General features: G+C 71.2%; 20 protein-coding genes. 11 read left to right on the top strand and 9 right to left on the bottom strand.

The features are described 5' to 3' along the window. Window positions 1-26: 26 nt before the first annotated feature. Window positions 27-1172, top strand: coding sequence for an aminotransferase class V-fold PLP-dependent enzyme (locus OHA73_RS43670; protein WP_327658192.1), 1146 nt, complete (start codon window positions 27-29; stop codon window positions 1170-1172). A gap of 42 nt (window positions 1173-1214) precedes the next feature. Continuing rightward, window positions 1215-2705, top strand: a complete 1491-nt coding sequence (locus OHA73_RS43665; RefSeq protein WP_327658191.1) for an amino acid permease — start codon at window positions 1215-1217, stop codon at window positions 2703-2705. Here OHA73_RS43665 and OHA73_RS43660 read toward each other — a convergent pair. From OHA73_RS43660 to OHA73_RS43650, 3 genes are all read right to left on the bottom strand, one after another. After that, entirely contained in the window at window positions 2693-3082 is a 390-nt protein-coding gene (locus OHA73_RS43660; RefSeq protein ID WP_267073322.1) for a VOC family protein, read from the bottom strand. The genes OHA73_RS43665 and OHA73_RS43660 overlap by 13 nt on opposite strands. Before the next feature lie 159 nt (window positions 3083-3241). Further along, a complete protein-coding gene (locus OHA73_RS43655) occupies window positions 3242-5065 on the bottom strand; it encodes a glycoside hydrolase family 2 protein (protein ID WP_327658190.1) in 1824 nt (607 codons plus the stop codon). Window positions 5066-5227: 162 nt separating this feature from the next. Continuing rightward, entirely contained in the window at window positions 5228-6244 is a 1017-nt protein-coding gene (locus OHA73_RS43650) for a LacI family DNA-binding transcriptional regulator (RefSeq protein WP_327658189.1), read from the bottom strand. 221 nt (window positions 6245-6465) lie between these two features. Between OHA73_RS43650 and OHA73_RS43645 the strand changes: the two genes are divergently transcribed. From OHA73_RS43645 to OHA73_RS43630, 4 genes are read left to right on the top strand one after another with little or no spacing between them, the layout of a single operon-like run. Further along, window positions 6466-7779, top strand: coding sequence for an ABC transporter substrate-binding protein (locus OHA73_RS43645; protein WP_327658188.1), 1314 nt, complete (start codon window positions 6466-6468; stop codon window positions 7777-7779). Between the two features lie 8 nt (window positions 7780-7787). Further along, the gene (locus tag OHA73_RS43640; RefSeq protein WP_327658187.1) at window positions 7788-8708 is read left to right on the top strand and encodes a carbohydrate ABC transporter permease; all 921 of its coding nucleotides are present in this window, start codon (window positions 7788-7790) and stop codon (window positions 8706-8708) included. After that, complete coding sequence (locus tag OHA73_RS43635; RefSeq protein ID WP_327658186.1) at window positions 8705-9613, top strand: carbohydrate ABC transporter permease; 909 nt, start codon at window positions 8705-8707, stop codon at window positions 9611-9613. The genes OHA73_RS43640 and OHA73_RS43635 overlap by 4 nt, the downstream gene beginning before the upstream one ends. Then, complete coding sequence (locus OHA73_RS43630; protein ID WP_327658185.1) at window positions 9610-11973, top strand: glycoside hydrolase family 31 protein; 2364 nt, start codon at window positions 9610-9612, stop codon at window positions 11971-11973. Before OHA73_RS43635 ends, OHA73_RS43630 begins: the two co-directional genes overlap by 4 nt. A 66-nt stretch (window positions 11974-12039) precedes the next feature. Here the strand turns inward: OHA73_RS43630 and OHA73_RS43625 are convergent, their stop codons facing one another. The 5 genes from OHA73_RS43625 to OHA73_RS43605 all read right to left on the bottom strand — a co-directional run bounded on the left by OHA73_RS43625 (window position 12040) and on the right by OHA73_RS43605 (window position 17102). Continuing rightward, window positions 12040-12891, bottom strand: a complete 852-nt coding sequence (locus OHA73_RS43625; RefSeq protein WP_443063190.1) for an alpha/beta fold hydrolase — start codon at window positions 12889-12891, stop codon at window positions 12040-12042. Beyond that, on the bottom strand, window positions 12888-13538 hold the full coding sequence (locus OHA73_RS43620; protein ID WP_327658183.1) for a response regulator transcription factor: 651 nt from the start codon (window positions 13536-13538) through the stop codon (window positions 12888-12890). The genes OHA73_RS43625 and OHA73_RS43620 overlap by 4 nt, the downstream gene beginning before the upstream one ends. Window positions 13539-13569: 31 nt before the next feature. Then, window positions 13570-14865, bottom strand: a complete 1296-nt coding sequence (locus tag OHA73_RS43615) for a sensor histidine kinase (protein WP_327658182.1) — start codon at window positions 14863-14865, stop codon at window positions 13570-13572. Window positions 14866-14932: 67 nt separating this feature from the next. After that, window positions 14933-16270 (bottom strand): ABC transporter permease, encoded by a 1338-nt coding sequence (locus OHA73_RS43610; protein WP_327658181.1) that lies wholly within the window; start codon window positions 16268-16270, stop codon window positions 14933-14935. Between the two features lie 4 nt (window positions 16271-16274). Next, a complete protein-coding gene (locus OHA73_RS43605) occupies window positions 16275-17102 on the bottom strand; it encodes an ABC transporter ATP-binding protein (protein ID WP_327658180.1) in 828 nt (275 codons plus the stop codon). A 236-nt stretch (window positions 17103-17338) separates the two neighbouring features. Here OHA73_RS43605 and OHA73_RS43600 point away from each other — a divergent pair, with 236 nt between their 5' ends. Further along, a complete protein-coding gene (locus OHA73_RS43600) occupies window positions 17339-17467 on the top strand; it encodes a hypothetical protein (RefSeq protein ID WP_266724787.1) in 129 nt (42 codons plus the stop codon). A gap of 2 nt (window positions 17468-17469) precedes the next feature. Here the strand turns inward: OHA73_RS43600 and OHA73_RS43595 are convergent, their stop codons facing one another. Beyond that, window positions 17470-17835 (bottom strand): hypothetical protein, encoded by a 366-nt coding sequence (locus OHA73_RS43595; protein ID WP_323179748.1) that lies wholly within the window; start codon window positions 17833-17835, stop codon window positions 17470-17472. Between OHA73_RS43595 and OHA73_RS43590 the strand changes: the two genes are divergently transcribed. The 4 genes from OHA73_RS43590 to OHA73_RS43575 all read left to right on the top strand — a co-directional run bounded on the left by OHA73_RS43590 (window position 17808) and on the right by OHA73_RS43575 (window position 21180). Continuing rightward, complete coding sequence (locus OHA73_RS43590) at window positions 17808-18167, top strand: DUF3459 domain-containing protein (protein ID WP_323179758.1); 360 nt, start codon at window positions 17808-17810, stop codon at window positions 18165-18167. The two genes, OHA73_RS43595 and OHA73_RS43590, sit on opposite strands and share 28 nt — an antisense overlap. 123 nt (window positions 18168-18290) lie before the next feature. Next, complete coding sequence (locus OHA73_RS43585) at window positions 18291-19325, top strand: TIM barrel protein (RefSeq protein WP_266724786.1); 1035 nt, start codon at window positions 18291-18293, stop codon at window positions 19323-19325. Continuing rightward, a complete protein-coding gene (locus tag OHA73_RS43580; protein WP_327658179.1) occupies window positions 19322-20230 on the top strand; it encodes a transketolase in 909 nt (302 codons plus the stop codon). Before OHA73_RS43585 ends, OHA73_RS43580 begins: the two co-directional genes overlap by 4 nt. Further along, window positions 20227-21180, top strand: coding sequence for a transketolase family protein (locus OHA73_RS43575; protein WP_327658178.1), 954 nt, complete (start codon window positions 20227-20229; stop codon window positions 21178-21180). Before OHA73_RS43580 ends, OHA73_RS43575 begins: the two co-directional genes overlap by 4 nt. The last annotated feature ends 2 nt before the right edge of the window (window positions 21181-21182 follow it).

Here is a 21182-nt window from a genome sequence, read left to right as displayed (position 1 = left end):
CACCGGGATTGAATGCGAGTCGCCCCGTGCCGATCGACACCCTGGACACACCCGAACGCTTCCGCGCCCGGTTCCCCTCCCTCAAGGACACGGTCCACCTGGCCAGTTGCAGCCAGGGAGCGGCGTCCGAGCACGTACTGGCGGCGCTCCAGGACTTCCAGTGGTCCATGCGCAGTCACGGCGCGCCGTGGGGCGAGTGGATGGTGCAGGTCGACGCCGCGCGCGCCGCGTTCGCCGCGCACATCGGTGCCACCACGGACGAGATCGCGGTGGTGAGCTGCGCCTCCGAGGGGGCGTACCAGGTGGCTTCGACGCTGGACTGGTCACACCGTCCGGGCCTGGTCACGACGGACATGGAGTTTCCGTCCATCGCGCATGTGTGGCTCGCGCAGGGCGGGCGGGGCGCGCAGGTGCGGCACGTGCCGGACGAGGACGGGATCGTCCCCGCCGCCGGGTACGCGGACGCCATCGACGACTCCACCCATCTCGTCTCCATCCCCCTGGTGTCGTACCGCAACGGCGTCCGGCTGCCGGTCACCGACACCATCCGGGCGGCGCGGGCCGCGGGCGCGCGCGTGTTCATCGACGCGTACCAGGGGCTCGGCGTACTCCCCGTCGGCGTACGGGAGTTGGACTGCGACTACCTGGTGTGCGGCGCGCTGAAGTATCTGCTGGGCGTTCCCGGCATCGCCTTTCTGTATGTGCGGGGCGGTGTGCGGGACGAGGTGGCGCCGCAGCTCACCGGGTGGTTCGGGCGGGTCGATCCCTTCGGTTTCGATCCCCGTGCGCTCGACTTCCCCGACACCGCGCGACGCTTCGAGACCGGCACACCGTCGATCCCTTCCGCGTACGCCGCCGCGGCCGGCCTGCGCACGCTGGCGGAGCTCGACGGCAAGGACGTCGAGGCGCACATCCGCGAACTCACCGCGTACGCCCACCAGCGCCTCACCGAGACCGGCGAGACACTGGCCTCGCCCGCCGACCCCGAACTGCGCGGGCCACAGGTGGCGTTCGCCGACCCGGATCCGGACGCGCTGGCCGGCGCGCTCGCCGAGCGCCGCATCGTCACCAGTCCGCGCGGCACCCTGCTCCGCGTCTCGTTCCACTACTACAACACCCTCTCCGACGTCGACGCGCTGATCGCCGCGCTCGGCGAGATACGCGCCAAGTAGGCGCACGTCCAGGAACACCGCACCCACCACGGAGCGAGTGACATGCCCGACGACCCGCGCACCGACCCGGTACCACCGCAAGACCACGGCCTGAAGCGGTCCCTGACCGGGCGTCAGCTCAGCATGATGGGGCTCGGCGGCGCCATCGGCACCGGCCTGTTCCTCGGTTCGAGTCTCGCCATCTCGGCCGCGGGCCCGGCCACGGTGATCGCCTATGTGGTCTGCGCGCTGATCGCCCTGGTGATCGGCTGGGCGCTCGCCGAGATGACGTCCGTGCATCCGGCGGCCGGTTCCTTCGGCAGCATCGCGCGGCACTATCTGGGCCCGCTCGCGGGGTTCGTGATCCGCTGGACGTACTGGACGATCCAGGTGATCGCGATCGGTGGCGAGGTGATCGCGGCCGGCATCTACGTGCGCTTCTGGTGGCCCGAACTCCCGCTCTGGCTCCCGGTGGTGGCGTTCTCGCTGCTGCTCCTCGCGGCGAACGCGCTGAGCGTCGGGGTGTTCGGCCGCCTGGAGTACTGGTTCTCCACCATCAAGATCACCGCGATCGGTGTGTTCGTGCTGCTGGGCTGCGCGTACGTATTCCTCGGCCTGCCGGGCCACCCGGCGGTCGGTACCTCGAACCTCTCCGGACACGGCGGACTGCTGCCACACGGTATGAGCGGCCTCGCCACCGCCTTCGTCTTCGTGATCTTCAGCTATATCGGCACCGAAATCATTGCGGTGACCGCGGCCGAGTCCGAGAACCCGGTGCGGGACATCCCCCGTGCCGCCCGGCGGATGGTCGTCCGCCTCGCGCTGTTCTACGTCCTGGCCATGGCGATCGTCGTCACCGTCGTGCCGTGGACGCGCACCGCGAAGGGCGGCGACGTCACGGCGAGCCCCTTCGTGCAGCTCTTCGACGTCGCGGGCATCCCGGCGGCGGCCGGCATCATGAACTTCGTCGTCCTCACCGCGGCCCTCTCCAGCGCCAACGCCAACACGTACCTGGCAACGCGCATGATCCACTCCCTGGCGGTGGACCGGCACGCGCCGCGACTGTTCGCGCGGGTCGGTACGCGGGGCGTCCCGCACCGGGCGCTCGCCGTATCCGGCATCGGCCTGGGCGCGGCCGCGCTCCTCTCGGTGCACTCCGAGGACACGGCGTACATCATGCTCTTCGGCATCTCGGTGTTCGGCGCGCTGGTGGTGTGGATCCTCATCCTGGCCACGCACCTGGCCTTCCGCCGCCACCGCACCCGGCACGGCCTGCCCGCCTCACCGGCCCGGCTGCGCGGCGCCCCCTTCACCACCGTCGCGGCGGCCCTCGCCCTCGCGGCGATCCTGGTCTCCACCCTGTTCATCGAGGGCCTGGACGACTCCTGGAAGGCGGGCCTGCCGTTCTTTTTGGTGCTGGTGGTCGTGTACCGGTTCGGGGCCCGGCGGTACGAGACGGCGGCGGCGCTGCCGGACAGTACGGCGCCGGAGGGGACGGTCCCGGCCGCCCGCGAGCCGGTCGACCACTCCAGCGAGCCGGATCACTCCAGGTAGTGGGCGCGCCCGTCGTCGTCCATGTCCACGGACCCTTCGGGCAGGATGCAGAACTCGTTGCCCTCCGGGTCCGCCATCACCAGGAACCCGCCCTCGTCGTACTCCTCGAGCCGCCGCCCACCGAGCGCCTCGACCCGCTGCTGCTCGGCGGCGAGGTCCGGCGAGGTGAGGTCGACGTGCATACGGTCCTTGCCGGGCGTGGGCCGCGGATTCCGCTGGAACCCGAACACCAGGCCGCCCTCCCGGCGCAGCCAGATGTACGGGCCCGTACGCGTCTCGATCGGCCGCCCGAGCAGCTCGGACCAGAAGGCGGCCAGCCGCTCGGGGTCCTCGGCGTCGACGACAAGGGCCGCGATCTGCATGGGTTTTGCCGGCATGCGGTGACCTCCAGGCGTGTGTGTCCGTCCTGGGTCATGGTGGCAGCCGAGGCGGCGGCTTCGTCGGACCAGGCCACCGGCGCTGTCGCGCGGCGGGTGAAGCCACCCGTGAGCATCGCGGGCCCCGCGCACCCGTGCGTACGGGGCCCGCCTTCGACCTCAGTTCGTCCCGTCCCCCTCGATGGCGGCGGGCCGCACCTGCGCCGCGCGCACGCGCGCCACGTCCAGCTTCTCGGAGCGGTCGAAACGGTAGACGCCGTTCTGCTCCTGGAAGACGTCGGTGAGCTGCGTGTAGCAGTAGCCGAACATGTCCGGGTCGTCCAGGAGTACGCCGGTGAGTCCGGCGAAGCGGTGCTGGAACTCCTCCTCGTCGCCCGGGCGTTGGCCGTAGCCCCATGAGACGTCGCGGTCCTCGCCCGCGGCCTCCGCCTCGTCCGGGTTCCACCAGATGCCGCCGAACTCACTGCAGAAGTACGGCTGTCCGCGGTACGGGACGGACCAGGTGGCGTCCGGCGCCTCGTCCTGCGGGTTGATGAACGGCTCGTCCTTGGCGAGGCCACTCATCAGCTTCCCGAAGACCTCCGGGTTCTGCTCGTAGCAGTGGGAGTCGTAGATGTCCGTCTCCGGTACGCGGTGTGCGTAGCCGGAGGCGTCGAGGACGGGGCGGGTGGTGTCGGCGGCCTTGGTGGCGAGGAACATGGCGCGGGTGACCTCGTCGAGGACGGATCGGCGGTCGGAGAGCCGCTGGCGTGTCTCGTTGAGCGGGCACCAGCCGATGATCGACGGGTGGTTGTAGTCGCGCTCGACGGCCTCCAGCCACTGCGCCACGAAGCCGCTGGTGGGCTGCTGGTTGTCCTCGCTCACGGGGCCCGTGCTCGCGCCCCAGTCGCCGAACTCGCCCCACACCAGGTAGCCGAGGCGGTCGGCGTGGTGCAGGAAGCGCTCCTCGAAGACCTTCTGGTGCAGACGGGCCCCGTTGAAGCCGGCGGCGAGGGAGAGTTCGATGTCGCGGACGAGCGCCGCGTCGTCGGGGGCCGTCATCAGGCCGTCGGGGTAGTAGCCCTGGTCGAGGACGAGGCGTTGGAAGACCGGTTCGCCGTTGAGAAGCACCCGCTTGCCGTCGACGGTGACCGAGCGCAGGCCCGCCGTGCACACCGCCGAGTCGACGACCGCGCCGGACGCGTCCGCGACGTCGAGGTGGATCTCGTACAGGTGCGGGTCCTCGGGCGACCAACTCCTGCGCCGGTCCTCGGGGATGACCAGCACCAGGCGCGGCGCGAGGTCGAGGTGGGCGGCGACCGAGGCCTCGGCCACGGTGCCCTGCGCGTCGGTGAGGCGGGCGCGGACGCGGTGGCCCGCGCGGCTCCCGGACAGCGGCAGTTCCAGGTGGAAGCAGCCCGCGGCCAGGTCGGGGGTGATGCGAGGGCGGCCGAGGTGGGTGTCGGCGACCGGCTCCATCCACACCGTCTGCCAGATGCCCGTCGTACGGGTGTAGAGGCAGCTGTAGTTGGCGTAGCGGTCGGACTGCTTGCCGCGTGCCTGCGGGCCCTTGGACTCGTCCCTGGCCCGGACCACGATCGTGGCGTCCTCGCCGGGCCGCACCGCGTCGCCCAGGTCGGCGCTGAACGAGGTGAACCCGCCGCTGTGCCGGGCCACTTCCCGTCCGTTCACCCAGACCGTCGCGTCGTGGTCCACGGCTCCGAAGTGCAGCACGGCCCTGCGCCCGGCCCACTCGGCGGGCACCCGTACGGTGCGCCGATACCAGACGGCGGCGTGGAAGTCGGTGTCACCGATGCCGGACAGCTCCGACTCCGGACAGAACGGGACGGTGATCCGCTCGGGCAACTCGGCGTCGGCCAGGCCTCGTTCGAGGCCGCTGTCGCCGGGGTCCCGGGCGAACTGCCACGGGCCGTTGAGGTTGAGCCAGTCCGTCCGGACGAAGCCGGGGCGCGGATACTCCGGGCGGGGCAGGTCCTGGGCCATGCACTCTCCTGGGTCGTCGTGACGGCAGCGTTCGAGGAGCACCGTGCGGCGCGGTCCACGCGCCGCCGAACCGGCTGCTCTCGACACTCATCTCAGCATCGATTTACATCGCTGTAAATGAGAACAGGAGAACTGCCGGGCCGCCCTCGGCCCGCGCTCCGTTCAGACAGTCGGCTCCGGCGCGCTCTCCCGGACCACCAGCGAGTGCGCCACGAACTCGTGCCGCCCGAGCCCGTCGAAGCCCTCGATGCGCTCGATCAGCAAGTCGAGCGCGCGCCGGGCCAGTTCGGCCTCGTCGGCCCGTACGCAGGTCAGGCTCGGCCGCACCGCCGACGCGAGCCTGCTGTCGTCCCAGCCCGTGACGGCGACGTCCTCAGGCACCCGCAGCCCCCGCTCCCCGAGAGCCCGCAGCGCGCCGAGCGCGACCAGGTCGTCGCGGCAGAAGACGGCGTCCGGCGCCATCCCGTCGTCGAGCGCGGCGCCGAGGGTCCGTGCGGCGGAGTGCGCGTCGGCCACCCGCCCGGTGACGATCAGGGACGGGTCGACCGGAAGTCCGCAGGCTTCCAGGCCCTGTTGGTAGCCGATGAGGCGCTGGCGCGATGTCTCGCTCGGCGCCGACTCCTCGGCGCACAGGTAGGCGATGCGGCGGCGCCCGAGTGCGGCGAGATGCTCGACGACCTGCGCCGCCGCGCCGATGTTGTCGATCCGCACGTGGTCGAGGCTGAGCGGCGCGGCACTCTCGCCCAGGAGGACGACCGGGACCCCTCTCCGGTGCTGGGCGATCTCCGTCGAGTTCAGCCAGGACGGCTGCAGGAGCACACCGTCGACGACGCCCGCCTCCTGCGCGGACAGTATGGCGCGCTCGACGTCCGGGGCGTCGCCCGACTCCTCCAGCAGCAGCCGGTATCCGCGCTCCCCCGCCGCCCGCGACAGGACGTGGGCGAGTTCGGCGAAGTACGGGATGCGCAGGTCGGGGAAGGCGAGCGCGATCATTCCGGTGCGGCCTGTGGCGAGGTTGCGGCCGCGCAGGTTGGGCCGGTAGCCCAGCTCGTCGATGGCGCGCTGGACCTTGGCGCGCGTGCTCTCTCGTACGTGCACATAGCCGTGGACGACGTTCGAGACCGTCTTCGTCGAGACGCCGGCGTGCTGGGCGACATCGCTCAGGCGGACGTTGGGCACTTCGCCTCCTGGTGGGCCGACGCGGTGTCCGCCGCGTGGAAGTGGACTGACGCGGGTTCCGCGCCTGGTGGGACGCTCCGCCGACTGCGCGCCGAACACTACCTGTTGACACCCAAATTTACAGCGCTGTAAGTTCGCCGCGCTCTGCTCGTAACTCAACTCACACGCCTCGGGGCCCGCACGTCCCCAGGTGTGTGACACCACTCTCAGGAGGCGACGAGGTGACGATCGGACCAGAGCGAGCCGCGATCCGGGGTGCCCGCGGTCCGAGCCGGCGCGGCTTCGTCGCCGCGGCCGGGGCCGGAGCCGCGCTCGGCGCCCTCGGGCTCACCGGCTGCGGCGGCGACGCGGCCGGGCAGTCGCGGACCACCATGCGCTTCTATCTGCAGAAGCGGGAGGTTCTCGCCTACTTCGACAAAGTCCTGGGGAAGTTCGAGCGGAGCCGGCCCGGGGTGCGCGTGGTGCACGACACGACGGACGCCATCGCGCCGCAGTTCGTCCGCGCCCAGCCCGCCGATGTGGGCTGCTTCAACAACAACCTGGAGCTGGCCCGGTACATCGAGCGCGGCGTGCTCTCCGACGTGTCGGACCGGCCCGCGGCCCGCCGCATCACCGGCAGCGTCGCCCAGCTCGCCAAGCAGTACGCGACGTATCCGGGGCGGACCAGCGTGCTGCCGTACTCGCTGGCCGCCGCCGGAGTCATCTACAACAAGAAGATCTTCGCGAAGTACCGCCTTCCGGTGCCGACGACGTGGTCCGAATTCGTCGACGTGTGCAAGGAGTTGCGGGCCGCGAAAGTCACACCGATCTACGCGACGAGCAAGGAGGAATGGACGGTCTGGCAGGGCCTGTTCGACTACTGCGCCGGCGGGCTCGTCGACACCGCGTCCTTCTTCCACAAGCTCCAGGAGCAGGGCACGGACATCGGCCCGTCCTCGCCCGTCTCGTTCCAGAAGGACTTCGCCGAAGCCATGGACCGGGCCCGTACCGTCGCGAAGTTCTACAACCGGGACGCCGCCACCCGCTCGTACCCGGACGGGAACCTCGCCTTCGGCAAGGGCCGCGCGGCCATGTATTTGCAGGGCCCCTGGGCGCTGACGCAGATCGCCGCGGTCGATCCGCACCTGGACATCGGCACCTTCCCGCTGCCCGTCACGGAGCGGGCCGCCGACCGCAAGGCGCGCGTGAACATCGACCTCGCGCTGTGGATACCGACCGGGGCCGAACACCCCGACGAGGCGAAGGAGTTGGTCGACTTCCTGATGCGGCCCGAGATCATCGACGCCTACAACCGGGACAACCTCGCGTACGGAGTCACCAAGGACGCGCCGGCCGCGAAGGATCCGCGGCTGTCCGGGCTGCAGCCCTACGTCGACTCGGCCGCCTTCTACCTCGGTGCGGGCACCTTCATCCCGGCGTCGATCCCCGTGGGCAACTACCTCCAGACCGCGATCGCGACCGGGAACTTCGACGCGGTGCTGCGGCAACTCGACGCCGACTGGCGGCGGATGGCGATCCGCTCCTCCACTAAGTAGGAGACCTCATGGCTGTCCCTCCACCCCTCCCAAGAGGTGCGTCCGTCACGCCGTCCGCCCGACGGCGGCGCCGGGTCGAACCCATCTACTACTGGTTCCTGCTGCCGACTCTCGTACTGTTCACGGGACTTGTCCTGGGACCCGCCCTGGTCGGCATCTTCTACAGCTTCACCGACTACGTCGGCTTCGGCGAGTGGCGGTTCACCGGCCTGACGAACTATGTGGCGCTCTTCTCCGACCCCGCCATCTGGGAGTCGTACAAGTTCACCCTCGGCTTCGCCCTGGTGACCGTGGTCCTCGCGCAGAGTGTCGCGCTGGCGCTGGCGATCGGGCTGACGAGCCGGGTCCGGTTCCTGACGGCGCTGCGGGGCGTCTTCGTCATCCCGATGATGATCTCCGGGATCGTCGCCGCGTACGTCTTCAGCTACCTCTTCGCCAACACCCTTCCTTCGATGGCCACTTCGCTGGGGATCGGGCCGCTGGAGGAGAGCATCCTGGGCAATCCCAGCCTCGCCTGGGTCGCCATCATGATCGTCTCCGCGTGGCAGACATTGCCGGGGGCGCTGCTCATCTACATCGCCGGTCTCCTGGCGATCCCCGGTGAGCTGTACGAGGCGGCCGCCATCGACGGAGCCTCCGCCTGGCGCCGGTTCCGGTCCATCACGCTGCCCCTGGTGTCCGGGTACGTCACCATCAACACGATCCTGGGCGTCAAGGGCTATCTGAACGCCTACGACGTCATCAAGGGCCTCACCGACGGCGGGCCCGGCACCGCGACGCACAGCGTCGCCATGAAGATCTTCACCGGCTACACGGACGGCGACTACGCCTACCAGATGTCCAACGCCACGATCTTCTTCGTGCTCACGGTCGCGGTGTCCCTGCTGCAACTCCTGGCCACCCGCGGAAGGGGGCTTCGGCTGTCATGACCACCACTCTCCCGCCGTCCGAGCGCACCACACGGCACACACCACCGCTGCGGCAGGCCACCGCCCGCGCCCGCCACCGCGGCAAGGACGCCACCAACCGGCCGGCCACCCTCCTGCTCGTGGTCGCCTCGCTCGCGGTCCTGATACCGCTGTACGTCGCCGTCGCGATGTCCCTGAAGACGTCCTCGCAGGCGGCCGACGGCGATGCCTTCGCGCTGCCGTGGCCCATCGACCTGGGCAACTTCGCCGATGCCTGGCGCATCACGCGCTTCCCCGTCTCGTTCTCGATCTCCGTGGCGGTGGCCGCGGCCTCGGTCCTCGGCACGCTGGCGCTCAGCTCGCTCGCCGCGTACGCCATCGCCCGCAACTGGGACCGGCGGATCTTCCGCTGGTCGTTCTTCTATCTGCTGGGCGCGATGTTCCTGCCGTTCCCGGTGGTGGCGCTGCCGCAGATCAAGCTCACCGCGCTGCTCGACATCGACAGCCCGGTGGGCGTCATCCTGCTGCACATCGTCTTCCAACTGTCGTTCAGCGTGCTGCTGTACACGGCGTATCTGCGCTCGATCCCGATGGAGCTGGAGGAGAGCGCGCGCATGGACGGGGCCACGACGTGGCAGATCTTCCGGCGCATCATCCTGCCGCTGCTCGGGCCGATGAACGCGACGGTCGGCATCTTCGCGTTCCTCGCCTCGTGGAACGACTTCATGCTGCCCTCGCTGATCACATCCGATCCGGGGCTGCAGACGCTGCCGGTCCTCCAGAACATCTTCCAGAACAAGTTCGACACCAACTACAACGTCGCCTTCGCCTCGTACCTCATGGCGATGGCACCGACCGTACTCGTCTACCTGTTCTCCCAGCGCTGGGTGATCAGCGGACTGACCCAAGGGGCCGTCAAGCAATGACAACGACAGCACTCAGCAGGATCCCGGCCCACCCCCGTGCCCAGGACGCGTCGGTCCTGCGCGGCGACCACTGGCGTGTCACCGTGCTCACCGAGGGGCTGCTGCGTCTGGAGTGGTCCGAGGACGGCGGGTTCGAGGACCGCGCGTCGAGCTTCGCGCTCCACCGCGACCGGCCCACGCCCGAGTTCACGGTCCGGGAGAGGGACGAGGCCCTTGAGGTGTCCACGAGCCGCCTCCATCTCCTCTACGACCGGCGGGAGTTCAGCGCGAACGGCCTGGTCGTCACGTCCCCGGCCGGTGGCCGCTGGCGCTTCGGGGAGCGGCGCCCCGACAACCTGGGCGGCACGGCCCGCACCCTCGACGACGCGGACGGGCGTATCCCGCTGGAGGACGGTGTCGCCGCCCGCGACGGGATCTCCGTCATCGACGACTCGACGTCGTTCCTCTTCGACGCCGAGGGCTGGGTGGCATCGCGCGAGCCCGGCCGGCTCGACCTGTACGTCTTCGCGTACGGCCACGACTACGGCGAGGCGGTGCGGGCGCTGTACGCGCTGTCGGGGCGCCCGCCCGTGCTGCCGCGCTGGGCGCTGGGCAACTGGTGGAGCCGCTACCACGCGTACACCACCGACTCGTACCTGGAACTGTTCGACCGCTTCGACGCGGAGAAGCTGCCGTTCTCCGTGGCCGTCATCGACATGGACTGGCACCGCGTCGACTCGGTGCCCGCGAAGTACGGCACCGGCTGGACCGGCTACTCGTGGGAGCGGAAGCTCATCCCCGACCCGGAGGCCTTCCTCGGCGAGCTGCACCGCCGCGGCCTGCGGACCACACTGAACCTGCACCCCGCCGACGGGGTCCGCCCGTTCGAGGACGCGTACCCGGAGGTGGCTCGGGCGGTCGGGGTCGATCCCGCCTCCGACGCGACGATCCCCTTCGACCTCACCGACCGCGCGTTCCTCGACGCCTACTTCCGTCTCCTGCACCACCCGCTGGAGGACCAGGGTGTCGACTTCTGGTGGGTCGACTGGCAGCAGGGCAGCACGTCACGGATCCCCGACGTGGACCCGCTGTGGCTCCTGAACCACTTCCACTTCCTCGACTCCGGGCGCGAGGGCCGCCGACCGATGGCGTTCTCCCGCTACGCCGGTCCCGGCAGCCAGCGCTACGGTGTCGGCTTCTCCGGCGACGCTGTGGTGTCCTGGGAATCCCTTGCCTTCCAGCCCGAGTTCACCGCGTCTTCGGCCAACATCGGCTACGGCTGGTGGAGTCACGACATCGGCGGGCACACGCGCGGTGTCCGCGACGACGAACTGGTGACGCGTTGGCTCCAGTTGGGTGTCTTCTCCCCCATCCTGCGCCTGCACTCGGCGAGCAACCCGTTCATCCGCAAGGAGCCGTGGCAGTTCCCGTCCGAGCCCCGGCAGGCGATGGGCGAGGCGCTCCGGTTCAGGCACCGGCTCGTGCCGTACCTGCACACCATGAACCACGTCGCGGCGACGGGCACACCGCTGGTGCGCCCGATGTACCACGTCGAGCCGGAGCGCCCCGAGGCGTACGACGTGCCCAACCAGTTCACCTTCGGCAGCGAGCTGATCGTGGCGCCCGTCACCACCCGCCGGGACGAGGTGACGCTGCTGTCCTCCACACCGGCCTGGCTGCCGCCCGGCACCTGGACCGACATCTTCACCGGCACGGTGTACGACGGCGACCGCCACATCGAGCTGCACCGCAGCCTCGACGGGATGCCGGCCCTGCTGCGCGGCGGTGGCATCCTGCCGTTGGCCGGGCCCGACGACCTGGACGCCACTCGCAACCCCGAACACCTGGAACTGCTCGTCGCGCCCTCGGAGAGCGGCACGTTCACCCTGATCGAGGACGACGGCCAGGGCGACGGCACGAACCTGCGCACGGTCACCACGCGTCTGGAGTGGGACGCCGGTTCCGGCACCCTGCGCATCGGCCCGGCGGACGGCCCCGAGGGCATCGTTCCCGCCGCCCGCACCTGGACGGTCACGTTCCTGGCGGATCTGCCCACGGGCCCGGCCCTCGTCGACGGCAACCCCTGCGAAGTCACCGGCGGGCCGGGCCGGTTCAGCGTCACGGTCGGGGCCGCGGCCACTGCCTCCGCCACGACGGTCGAGGTGAAGCTCGGCTCGCCGCTCCACCCGGACCGCACGCGGGACACCATTCAGGGCATCCTCGCCGCGGCCCAGTTCGACAACCCCACGAAGCTGGAGATGTGGCGCATCGTGAGCTCGTCGGGCCCGCTGACGTCGAAGATCTCGGCGCTGCATGCACTGCGGGTTCCGGCGCAATTGTTGAGCGCGGTGATGGAACAGTTGACGGCCCGGGAGCGGTGATCCGGAGTCGCCACTGGTCCGGAGCCGTCGCTGATCAAGGACCGCCACTGATCCGGAGTCGCCCCGTCACCCCAGGAATCCCATCAGCGGGGCGTTCAACTCCGCCGGTGCGGTGAGCGGCAGGGAGTGGTGCGTGGCTCCGCGGAGCACGGCCACCTCACCCTGCGGGAGCGTCCGGCGGGCCGTGTCGGCGACCTTGCCTGCGTGGTGGGCGCGGCTGTGCTCCGCGAGCAGCGTCAGCACCGGCATCCGGAGGCCGGCGACCCGCGGGCGGCCACCGGCGATGAGCTTACGACCGGGAACCATGCCGGCCAGCGTGTAGAGACGTTGCCAGTCCTCGTCCGGGTGGGCGTCCCGCGTCTCCCAGGCCAGAAAGGCGCGGGCACGGGCCTCGCTCGGGCGGACGAGGGTGGGCAGCGCGCGCAGCAGATAGCCGGGGCGGAATCCGGCGAAGACCTGCGTGGGGTCGACGAGGGCGAGCCTGTCGATCCGCCCCGGCGCGTGCAGCGCGTACCGGACAGCTATCCAGGCGCCGTACGAGTGGCCGCACAGATGCGTGCGAGTGAGGCCGAGCCCGTCAAGCAGCGCGTCCATCCAGACCATCAGGTCGTCGGCGTTCCGCAGCGGTACGCCACGGCGTTCGGTACGCCCTGCGTCGCCCAGCAGATCGACCGCGTAGATCCGATATCTCTTGCCCAGGGCCGGTGCGTTGGCGAACCAGACCAGACCGGTCGCCGAGCCGCCGGGCAACAGCACGAGCGGTCTGCCGTCCGCCGGTCCGTGCACATGGACCCGGGTGCGCCCGTACGGCGTGACGACGTCGCGCTCCTTCGTGAACTCGGGCCAGCGGGCCAGGAGTTCGTCATAGGCACGGTCGAAGGCGGACAGGGACACGGGTCTTCCTCTCGCTCGGCTCATCCTCGGTCCAGATACGCCAGCACCGCGAGTACCCGCCGGTTGTCGTCGTCCGACACGGTGAGCTCCAGCCTCTGGAAGATGTTGGCGGTGTGCTTGGACACCGCGCGTTCCGTGACGACGAGCTTCTCGGCGATGGCGGCGTTGGAGCGGCCCTGGGCCATCAGTTCGAGCACCTCGGTCTCCCGGGGCGTGAGGCGGTTCACGGCGCGGTCGCGGGTGGAACTGCGGGCCAGGAGCTGCGAGATGACCTCGGGGTCCATCGCGGTGCCGCCCGCGGCGACGCGGCGCACGGCGTCGACGAACTGCGCGGCGTCGAACACACGGTCCTTGAGCAGATAGCCGATGCCGCCCTTGCCGTCGGCCAGGAGTTCACGCGCGTACAACTGCTCGACGTGCTGGGAGAGGACCAGGATCGGCAGGCCGGGACGGGCGCGGCGGGCGGCGAGGGCGCACCGCAGGCCCTCGTCGGTCTGGGTCGGCGGGAGCCGGACGTCGACGACGGCGACCTCGAGGCTCGGTTCCTCGAGCGCGCGGGCGAGGGCGGGTCCGTTGTCCACCGCGGCGAGCACCTCGAAGCCGAACGCCTCCAGCATGCGTACGAGTCCGTCGCGCAGCAGGAAGAGGTCCTCGGCGATCACTACGCGCACACTGGCTCCCGTGAGGCTCTCGGCAATCGGCTCACGCCACGCTACCGGGCGGGAGCAGGCTGCACGGGATCTCCATCGTGATGCTGGTGGGTCCGCCGTCGGGGCTGTTCACGGTGAGGGTGCCGTCGAAGGCGTCGAGTCGGCGGGCGACGCCGCGCAGGCCGGAGCCTTCGGGGTCGGCGCCGCCGCGGCCGTCGTCGGTGACGTCGATGCGCAGGACGCCGTACTGGTGGGTGAGTTGGAGTCGGACGTGGGTGGCGGCGGCGTGCTTGGCGGCGTTCGTCAGCGCCTCGCTCGTCGCGAAGTAGGCGGCGGATTCGACGGCGGCCTCGGGGCGGCCGGGCAGCTCGGTCCGGGGCTCCACGGGCACGGGCATCCGCAGGGCCAGCGCGCGGACGGCGTCGGAGAGGCCGCGTTCGGCGAGGACGGGCGGGTAGATGCCGCGGACGAGCTCGCGCAGTTCCTCCAGCGCCCGGACGGAGTCGGCGCGGGCCCGGGCGAGCAGCGTTCGGGCGGTCGCCGGGTCGCTCTCCATGAGTGCGTCGACGGTGCCGAGGTTCATGCCCATCGCGACGAGCCGGGCCTGCGCGCCGTCGTGCAGGTCGCGTTCGATGCGGCGCAGTTCGGCGGCGGAGGCGTCGACGGCGTCGTGCCGGGTCCGGGCGAGTTCCTCGACACGGTGCCGCAGCTCGGCGCCGTGCGGGGCGAGCAGCCGGCGGGTGAGCGTGAAGTGGACACGGAGCATCGGTTCTGCCGCGTAATAGGCGACGACGGCGATGAGGGTGGCGAGTACGGCGGCGGCCAGTGCGGTGGCCTGGCCGCTGACCGGGATGAAGCCGTACCACCACACTCCCCCGTCGAAAACGCGCCAGAGTCCCGCCGCGAGCGCGTAGCCCTCGACCGGGTACGCGACGAGCGCGGCGGGCAGCAGCGCGGTACCGAAACCGGCAGTCATGTCGGCCACGAGCCAGCGCAGGTTTCGCCAGGTCGCCGGGTCGCGCAGCATCCGCAGACACGCGTCCGGCTGCCCGAGCGGACCGGGCAGCCGGTCGCCCGGCCGGGTCCGGTACGCGGCCCGCGGGATCGTCACGCCGCACCAGCGCGCCGCCAGCGTGCGCCGTACGTCGGCGTGGGAGCGGACGAGTCGCAGCAGCGGCGGGGTGGTGAACAGGCCGACGCCGACGACGATGCAGACGATCGAGACGACGGACGTCACGAACAGGACGAGGGATCCGGCGAGCGACAGCAGGGACAGCGCGAGGCCGCGAGCCCCGGCCAGCGCCGCCCCCTTGATCCGCTCGATCCGTTCGATCCGTGTGACGTGCATGTCGGTGATCCGTCCGCCGCCCCGTAGGCCTGTTCCGCTCCGATTATGCCGGGCCGGCTCCGGCGCCTCAGGCGGCAACGGCCACCGCCTCCACCGCCGGGGCGCGCAACACCCGCCGTGTCGTGGCGAGTCCGGTGCCGAACGTCGCCGCGACGGCGACGGCGACCGTGGCCGCCCAGATCCACGGCCCCTGCCCGGGCAGCACTCCGTCGGCACGCACCGCGGTGAACGGCACGAGCCCGGCGAGCGCCGCGATCGTCCCCGCCACCACGCCGGTGACCGTCAGGACCGCGCTCTCCGCGCCGACCATCGTGAGGACCTGGCCCGGGGTCGCTCCCGCGAGCCGCTGGCCGCCGAACTCGTGGCGCCGGTGGACGGTCGCCGCGTACAGGCTGTTGATCAGCATGATGCAGGCGAAGACGACGATGATGCCGACGACGATCAGGTTGAGCGTCGCGAGGTTCTTGTCGTCGACGCTGCGCGCGAGGCCGGAGGACGCGACCGCGTCGTTCTCCACGGCCTGCATGGAGAGCGTCGCCGTCGCGACGCCGATGAAAAGGATCAGCGGCATCAGCACGGCGGAGAGGTCCCCGGCGCGCTGTCGCAGGTTGTGGACCGTCAAGTACCCGCTCGCGCCGGTCAGCGCGGTGAGCGGCCAGGTGAGCACCGCGAGCGCGGCGCGCAGCAGCGCGGGGGCGAACGCGGCGAAGCCGATGGAGAGCAGAATCGCGCCGTAGGCAGGGAGCGCCATCAGCGCCGGATCGGTCGCGTCGAACGCGAAGGTGGCGCTCGCCGAGCAGACGCCGAGCACGAGCGCCGCGGTCCCGCCGACGGTCCGCAGGCGTCCGCGCGGCCGTCGCTCGCCGGCCAGTTGCCGGGTGGCGCGGCGCACCGCGAGGAACGCGGCACCGGTCGCGGCCAGCACCGTCACCGCGGCGCCGCTGCCCGCCGCGACCGGCCCGAACACCGGGTCGACGGCGTGCGCGACCTGCCCGGTGTCCTGGAAGGCACCCACCAGCGCGCGCCCGCCGAGCACGGCGGGTCCGATGGCGAGCAGGGACGCGACGGCCCCGATCACGGCCGCCTCGCCGACGACCATGCGCTTGATCTGTGCGGGCGTCGCGCCGCAGCTGCGGAGCAGGGACAGTTCCACGGCGCGCTGGCGTACGTTCACGGTCAGTGTGGAGGCGATCGCGAAGAACACCAGGAGCGTGCCGTACCCGCCGACCACGCTCGCGGACGTGGTCAGGGTCGTGGCGCTGGTGTCGTCGACACCGGCCTGGGCGGCGGTGTCGTAGAGCGAGTCGAAGGACATGACGATCACCGCGCCGAGGAACGCGGACAGCAGCGTCGCGGCGAATCGTCCGGGGCGGTGCCGCACGGACCGCAGGGCCAGGGAGAACATGCGCTCACACCTCCATCTCGGTGTGCGTCGCGGCGTTTGCCGTGGTGGTCGCCGTCGGACGGTCCCCGAGGTGCGCGAGCCGTTCGGCGACGGCGTCCACGCTCGGCGCGTCGAGGCGCCCGGCGAGCCGTCCGTCCGCGAGGAACAGCACCGTGTCGGCGTACGAGGCGGCCACCGGGTCGTGCGTGACCATCACGACGGTGCGGCCGTGCAGCCGCGCCGCCTCCCGGAGCAGGGTGAGGACCTCCCGCGCGCTGCGGGTGTCGAGCGCGCCGGTCGGCTCGTCGGCGAAGACCACGGCGGGTTCGGCGACCAACGCGCGGGCGATCGCGACGCGTTGGCGCTGCCCGCCGGACAGTTCGGCGGGCCGATGCCCGAGGCGCTCCGCGAGCCCCACCTGCCGCAGTGTCTCGCGCACCCGCGCCCGGTCGACACGCCTCCCTGCGAGTCGCAGCGGCAGGCTGGTGTTCTGCTCCACGGTGAGGGTGTCGAGGAGGTTGTACTGCTGGAACACGAACCCGATCCGGGTGCGCCGGAACTTGGTGAGCGCCGCTTCGTTGCCTCCGGTCAGCTCTTCCCCGTCGACGGTGACGGTCCCGCCGTCCGGCCGATCGAGCCCGGCCGCGCACTGCAGCAACGTCGACTTGCCGGAGCCGGAGGGCCCCATGACCGCGGTGAAACTCCCGGTGGGCAGACTCAGCGACACCCCGTCCAGCGCGGTCACCGCGGCCTCGTCCGTCCCGTACACCTTGCGCACCCGGTCGAGCCGCAGTGCCTCCCGGCCGCGTGCCGGCCGGGCCTTCCTTCGCGCACGACTCGTACGTCCGAACATCGTCGGCACCTCCACGTCTTCACGTGGGGCACCGCTTGTGCCCCGGTGACGACGCTATGGAGCGACGGGGGCGGGCACATGGGGCGCAGTGCCCGTCGGTGGGGTGGAGTTTCCTACACCTGGCGGCGGGGGTTTACCTGGGCGCCCGGCGCTCGCGTGAAGTGTCGCGCCGTGGGGGCGAGGGCGGCGGCCGCCGGGGCCAGGAAGCAGATCAACGCACAGGTGAGCAGCACCGGTTGGGTCCCGAAGGTGGCGATGGCGGGCGCGATGAGGGCGAGGCCGAGCGGGGCCGGGCCGGTGGTGGACCGCGCAACATCGACGGCCTGGAGAAGTTCGGCAAGTGTCTGCGCGACCTGAAGCGCTGACGCTACTCCAACGGGCAACTGGTGAGCAGCGTCTCGGTGTCCGCGTCGGCCGGGCGCCGGACGGTGTGACCGGCCGGGGGCCGGCCCTTTCCGGCGACCCACTCCTCCATGGCCTCGAAGGCGGCACGGTGGCACGGCACGATCGGACGGAGCTTGCCGGGGAAGGTGTCGACGAGGGAGTCGACGTGGGTTCCGTCCTCGATGCGGTAGTAGCACAGCAGGGCGCCCCGGCCGGACTTCCGCACCATGTCGGCGTAGACGTCGGAGCCCTGGCCGGTAGGGAGCAGGACGTCGAGGGTGCCCTGGCCCGTCGTACGGTTTCGGTGACGCGCCGGCCTGGCTGCCGCAGCCGGAGGGCTTCGGCGCACTGTCGGTCGCGGCCCAGGACCGGGACCCCGACTCGCAGCTCGCCTTCTACCGGGCGGCACTGCGCCTGCGCCGCGAGCTGCTGCGACCGGGGGCGCCCGGCAGCGAGGTACTGGGCGAGGCGGGGATGGCAGAGGCCGAGCAACTGCTGCACTTCACCCGCTCCGGCGGCTGGGAGTGCGTGGTGAACGTCGACGGCCCGCCGGCCCATCTCCCGCCTGGCGAGGTGCTGTTGGCGAGCGGCCCGCTGACGGAGGACGGGCTGCTGCCGGCGGACACGGCGGTGTGGCTGCGTACGGGAGGCAGCGAGTCGGCCACCGGGGACGAGGGCTGACGGATCGGTGGGCGGCCGCACACTCGGGCGGCCGCCCGTCCGGTGCCATCGGCGCACGGTGCCGACGACCCACCAGTACACATACCTTGACACCGCTCCACGCCCCTCCGTACGGTCCGCTACATGTCCAATCGTGAGCGCATAGACATTCACAACGATGCGTCCGATCCGGTGTACGGCGCGGGCGTCTGGCACTTCGCCACCTATGTCGACCGCTACGCCACGGACGGCTACGGCGAGCCCCGCACCGTTCTCGACGCCATCAAGCTGGCCGGCGCCGTCGGCGACCTGTCGGTGCTCGACCTCAACTGGCCTTTCCCGCCCGGCGACATCAGCACGAAGGAGGTCAAGGGCGCGCTCGCCGAGCAGAATCTGCGGGCCATCGCCGTGACCCCGGAGTTCTACACCGGCAAGTTCGCCAAGGGCGGCTTCACCAACCCGGACCCCGCCGTGCGCCGCCAGGCGATCGAGCTGGTGGCCGAATCGGCCGAGGTGGGGCGCGAACTCGGCGTGGAGTACGTCAAGTTGTGGCCGGGACAGGACGGCTACGACTATCCGTTCCAGGCCGACTACACCGACCTGTGGGACAAGTCCGTGGGCGCCATCCGTGAACTCGCCCGGGCCTACCCCGACTTGAACTTCGCCATCGAGTACAAACCGCGCGAGCCGCGCAACCGCATGGTGTTCTCCTCCGTCGCACGGACCCTGCTGGCCATCGAGGACATGGGCGTCGACAATGTCGGCGTACTGCTCGACTTCGGGCACTCGCTGTACGGGGGCGAGACCCCGGCGGAGGCCGCGCGCCTGGCGATCGCCCGCGACAAGCTCTTCGCCATCGACGTCAACGACAACTTCCGGGGCTGGGACGACGACATGGTCGTCGGCTCCGTACACCTCCTGGAGACGTTCGAGTTCTTCTACGCGCTGCACGACGCGGGCTGGGAAGGCGTGTGGCAGCTGGACCAGTTCCCGTTCCGTGAGGACCCCGTCGAGGCGGCACGCACCGGGATCCGCACGATGCGCGCCTTCCACCGGGCGCTTGGCTACCTGGACCGGGAGGAACTCGCCGCGCGCCAGGCCGCGCAGGACGCGCTCGGCGCCCAACGCGTCGCGAAACGCGCCCTGTTCCGGGCGCTGGCGGAGAGCGAGGCGCAGTGACGGCCACCCTGGAGGCCGCCGCGCCGCTGCGGGCCGACGGGCCGGCGGCCGACGCGTACCGGCGGCGCAACGCGCGGCTGCGGGCCGCGTCCCCGGACGAGGCCGCCGCGGAACTCGCCCAGATCTCCACCGCTGTACGCCGCGACATCCTCACCACCATTCAGGCCGCCGGCATGGGGCACGTGGGCGGCGACCTGTCGGTGACGGATCTGCTGGTGACCGCGTTATGGGGGGCGCTGCGGGTCGAACCGGCCGATCCGGGCGCACCGCTGCGGGACCGGTTCGTCCTCAGCAAGGGGCACTGCGCCGCCGCCCTGTACTCCACGCTCGCCTCCTGCGGCTTCTTCCCGCGGGAACGCCTGACCGGCTTCATGGCGCCGCTGTCACCGCTCAACGGCCATCCGGCACGCCTCAAGGTGCCGGGCGTCGAGACCAACACCGGCCCGCTGGGGCACGGTTTCCCGGTCGCCACCGGCTGTGCGCTCGGCGCCCGGATCCGTGGCGAGGACTGGCGCACGCTCGTCGTCCTGGGCGACGGCGAGATGCAGGAGGGCAGCAACTGGGAGGCCGCGATGACCGCCGCCCACTACGGCCTGTCCAACCTGACGGCCGTCGTCGACCGCAACCGGCTGCAGCAGGGCGCCCGCACCGAGGACACCAAGACCCTCGAGCCGCTGAACGAGAAGTGGGCGAGCTTCGGCTGGGAGGTGCGCGTGATCGACGGCCACGACCACCGGGCCATCAAGCAGGCATACGCACCGTCCACCACGGGACGCCCGGTCGCGGTGATCGCCAACACCGTGAAGGGGAAGGGCGTGTCGTTCATGGAGGACCGCGTCGAGTGGCACCACAAGGTGCCGACCGACGAACAAGTGGCGCTCGCGCTCCGGGAGTTGGGCCGGTGACGGCCGTGGCCGAGCAGGCGCCGACGTACGACTGCCGCGCGGACTTCGCGGACGAGCTCGCCGCCCTGGCCCGCGCCGACGAGCGCATCGTCGCCGTCTGCAACGACTCGGTCGGCTCCAGCAATCTCATGGCGTTCCGCGAGGAGTTCCCCGACCGGCTCGTCAACGTCGGCATCGCCGAGCAGGACATGGTCGGCGTCGCGGCCGGCCTGGCCAACGCCGGGTTCATCCCCTTCGTGTCCGCCGCGGCGCCCTTCCTGACCGGCCGCGCCCTGGAGCAGATCAAGGCCGACATCGCCTACACCCACCGGCACGTGGTGCTGTGCGGGCAGAGTCCTGGCATGGCCTACGGGGAGCTGGGCCCCACGCACCACTCCATCGAGGATCTGTCGTGGCTGCGCGCGGTGCCGGGCCTGGGCATCGTCGTTCCGGCCGACCCCGCCGAGACCCGCGCCGCCGTGCGCTGGGCAGCCGCGTCCGGCACACCCACGTACCTGCGGATCCCGCGGTTCAAGGTGCCCGCCGTCACCCCGTCCGACACGGCGTTCACCATCGGCCGGGCCACGTGCCTCACGGACGGAACCGACGTCACCGTCATCGCGGTGGGCACGATGGTCTCGCGCGCGATGGAGGCGGCCAAGCTCCTTGCCGATGAGGGGATTTCGGCTCGGGTGCTCAACATGGCGTCCGTTGAGCCGTTGGACACCGAGGCCGTGGTGGCCGCGGCCCAGGAGACCGGTGGCATCGTCACCGCCGAGGAAGGACTGCTGTCCGGTGGTCTCGGCGCCGCGGTGGCGCGCGTCGTCGCCGAGCAGTGCCCCGTCCCCTTCCGTATGCTCGGCGTGCCGGCGTTCGCGCCGACGGGCAGCACCGCGTTCCTGCTGGAGCACTTCGGGCTGACCGCGCAGGGCATCGCCGCCGCCGCGCGCCGGACCCTGGGTCGGGCGTGAGC

The organism is Streptomyces sp. NBC_00483 (assembly GCF_036013745.1).
Lineage (GTDB): Bacteria > Actinomycetota > Actinomycetes > Streptomycetales > Streptomycetaceae > Streptomyces.
The sequence above is the reverse complement of the archived record's forward strand: the minus strand, read 5'-3'. Positions and strand labels throughout refer to the sequence as shown.

Bases quoted from the DNA above. Each gene is read 5' to 3' on its own strand.
- OHA73_RS43665 (WP_327658191.1), top strand. From the start codon at position 1,215: ATGCCCGACGACCCGCGCACCGACCCGGTACCACCGCAAGACCACGGC.
- OHA73_RS43660 (WP_267073322.1), bottom strand. From the start codon at position 3,082: ATGCCGGCAAAACCCATGCAGATCGCGGCCCTTGTCGTCGACGCCGAG.
- OHA73_RS43655 (WP_327658190.1), bottom strand. From the start codon at position 5,065: ATGGCCCAGGACCTGCCCCGCCCGGAGTATCCGCGCCCCGGCTTCGTC.
- OHA73_RS43640 (WP_327658187.1), top strand. From the start codon at position 7,788: ATGGCTGTCCCTCCACCCCTCCCAAGAGGTGCGTCCGTCACGCCGTCC.
- OHA73_RS43635 (WP_327658186.1), top strand. From the start codon at position 8,705: ATGACCACCACTCTCCCGCCGTCCGAGCGCACCACACGGCACACACCA.
- OHA73_RS43630 (WP_327658185.1), top strand. From the start codon at position 9,610: ATGACAACGACAGCACTCAGCAGGATCCCGGCCCACCCCCGTGCCCAG.
- OHA73_RS43625 (WP_443063190.1), bottom strand. From the start codon at position 12,891: ATGAGCCGAGCGAGAGGAAGACCCGTGTCCCTGTCCGCCTTCGACCGT.
- OHA73_RS43615 (WP_327658182.1), bottom strand. From the start codon at position 14,865: ATGCACGTCACACGGATCGAACGGATCGAGCGGATCAAGGGGGCGGCG.
- OHA73_RS43610 (WP_327658181.1), bottom strand. From the start codon at position 16,270: ATGTTCTCCCTGGCCCTGCGGTCCGTGCGGCACCGCCCCGGACGATTC.
- OHA73_RS43605 (WP_327658180.1), bottom strand. From the start codon at position 17,102: ATGTTCGGACGTACGAGTCGTGCGCGAAGGAAGGCCCGGCCGGCACGC.
- OHA73_RS43585 (WP_266724786.1), top strand. From the start codon at position 18,291: ATGTCCAATCGTGAGCGCATAGACATTCACAACGATGCGTCCGATCCG.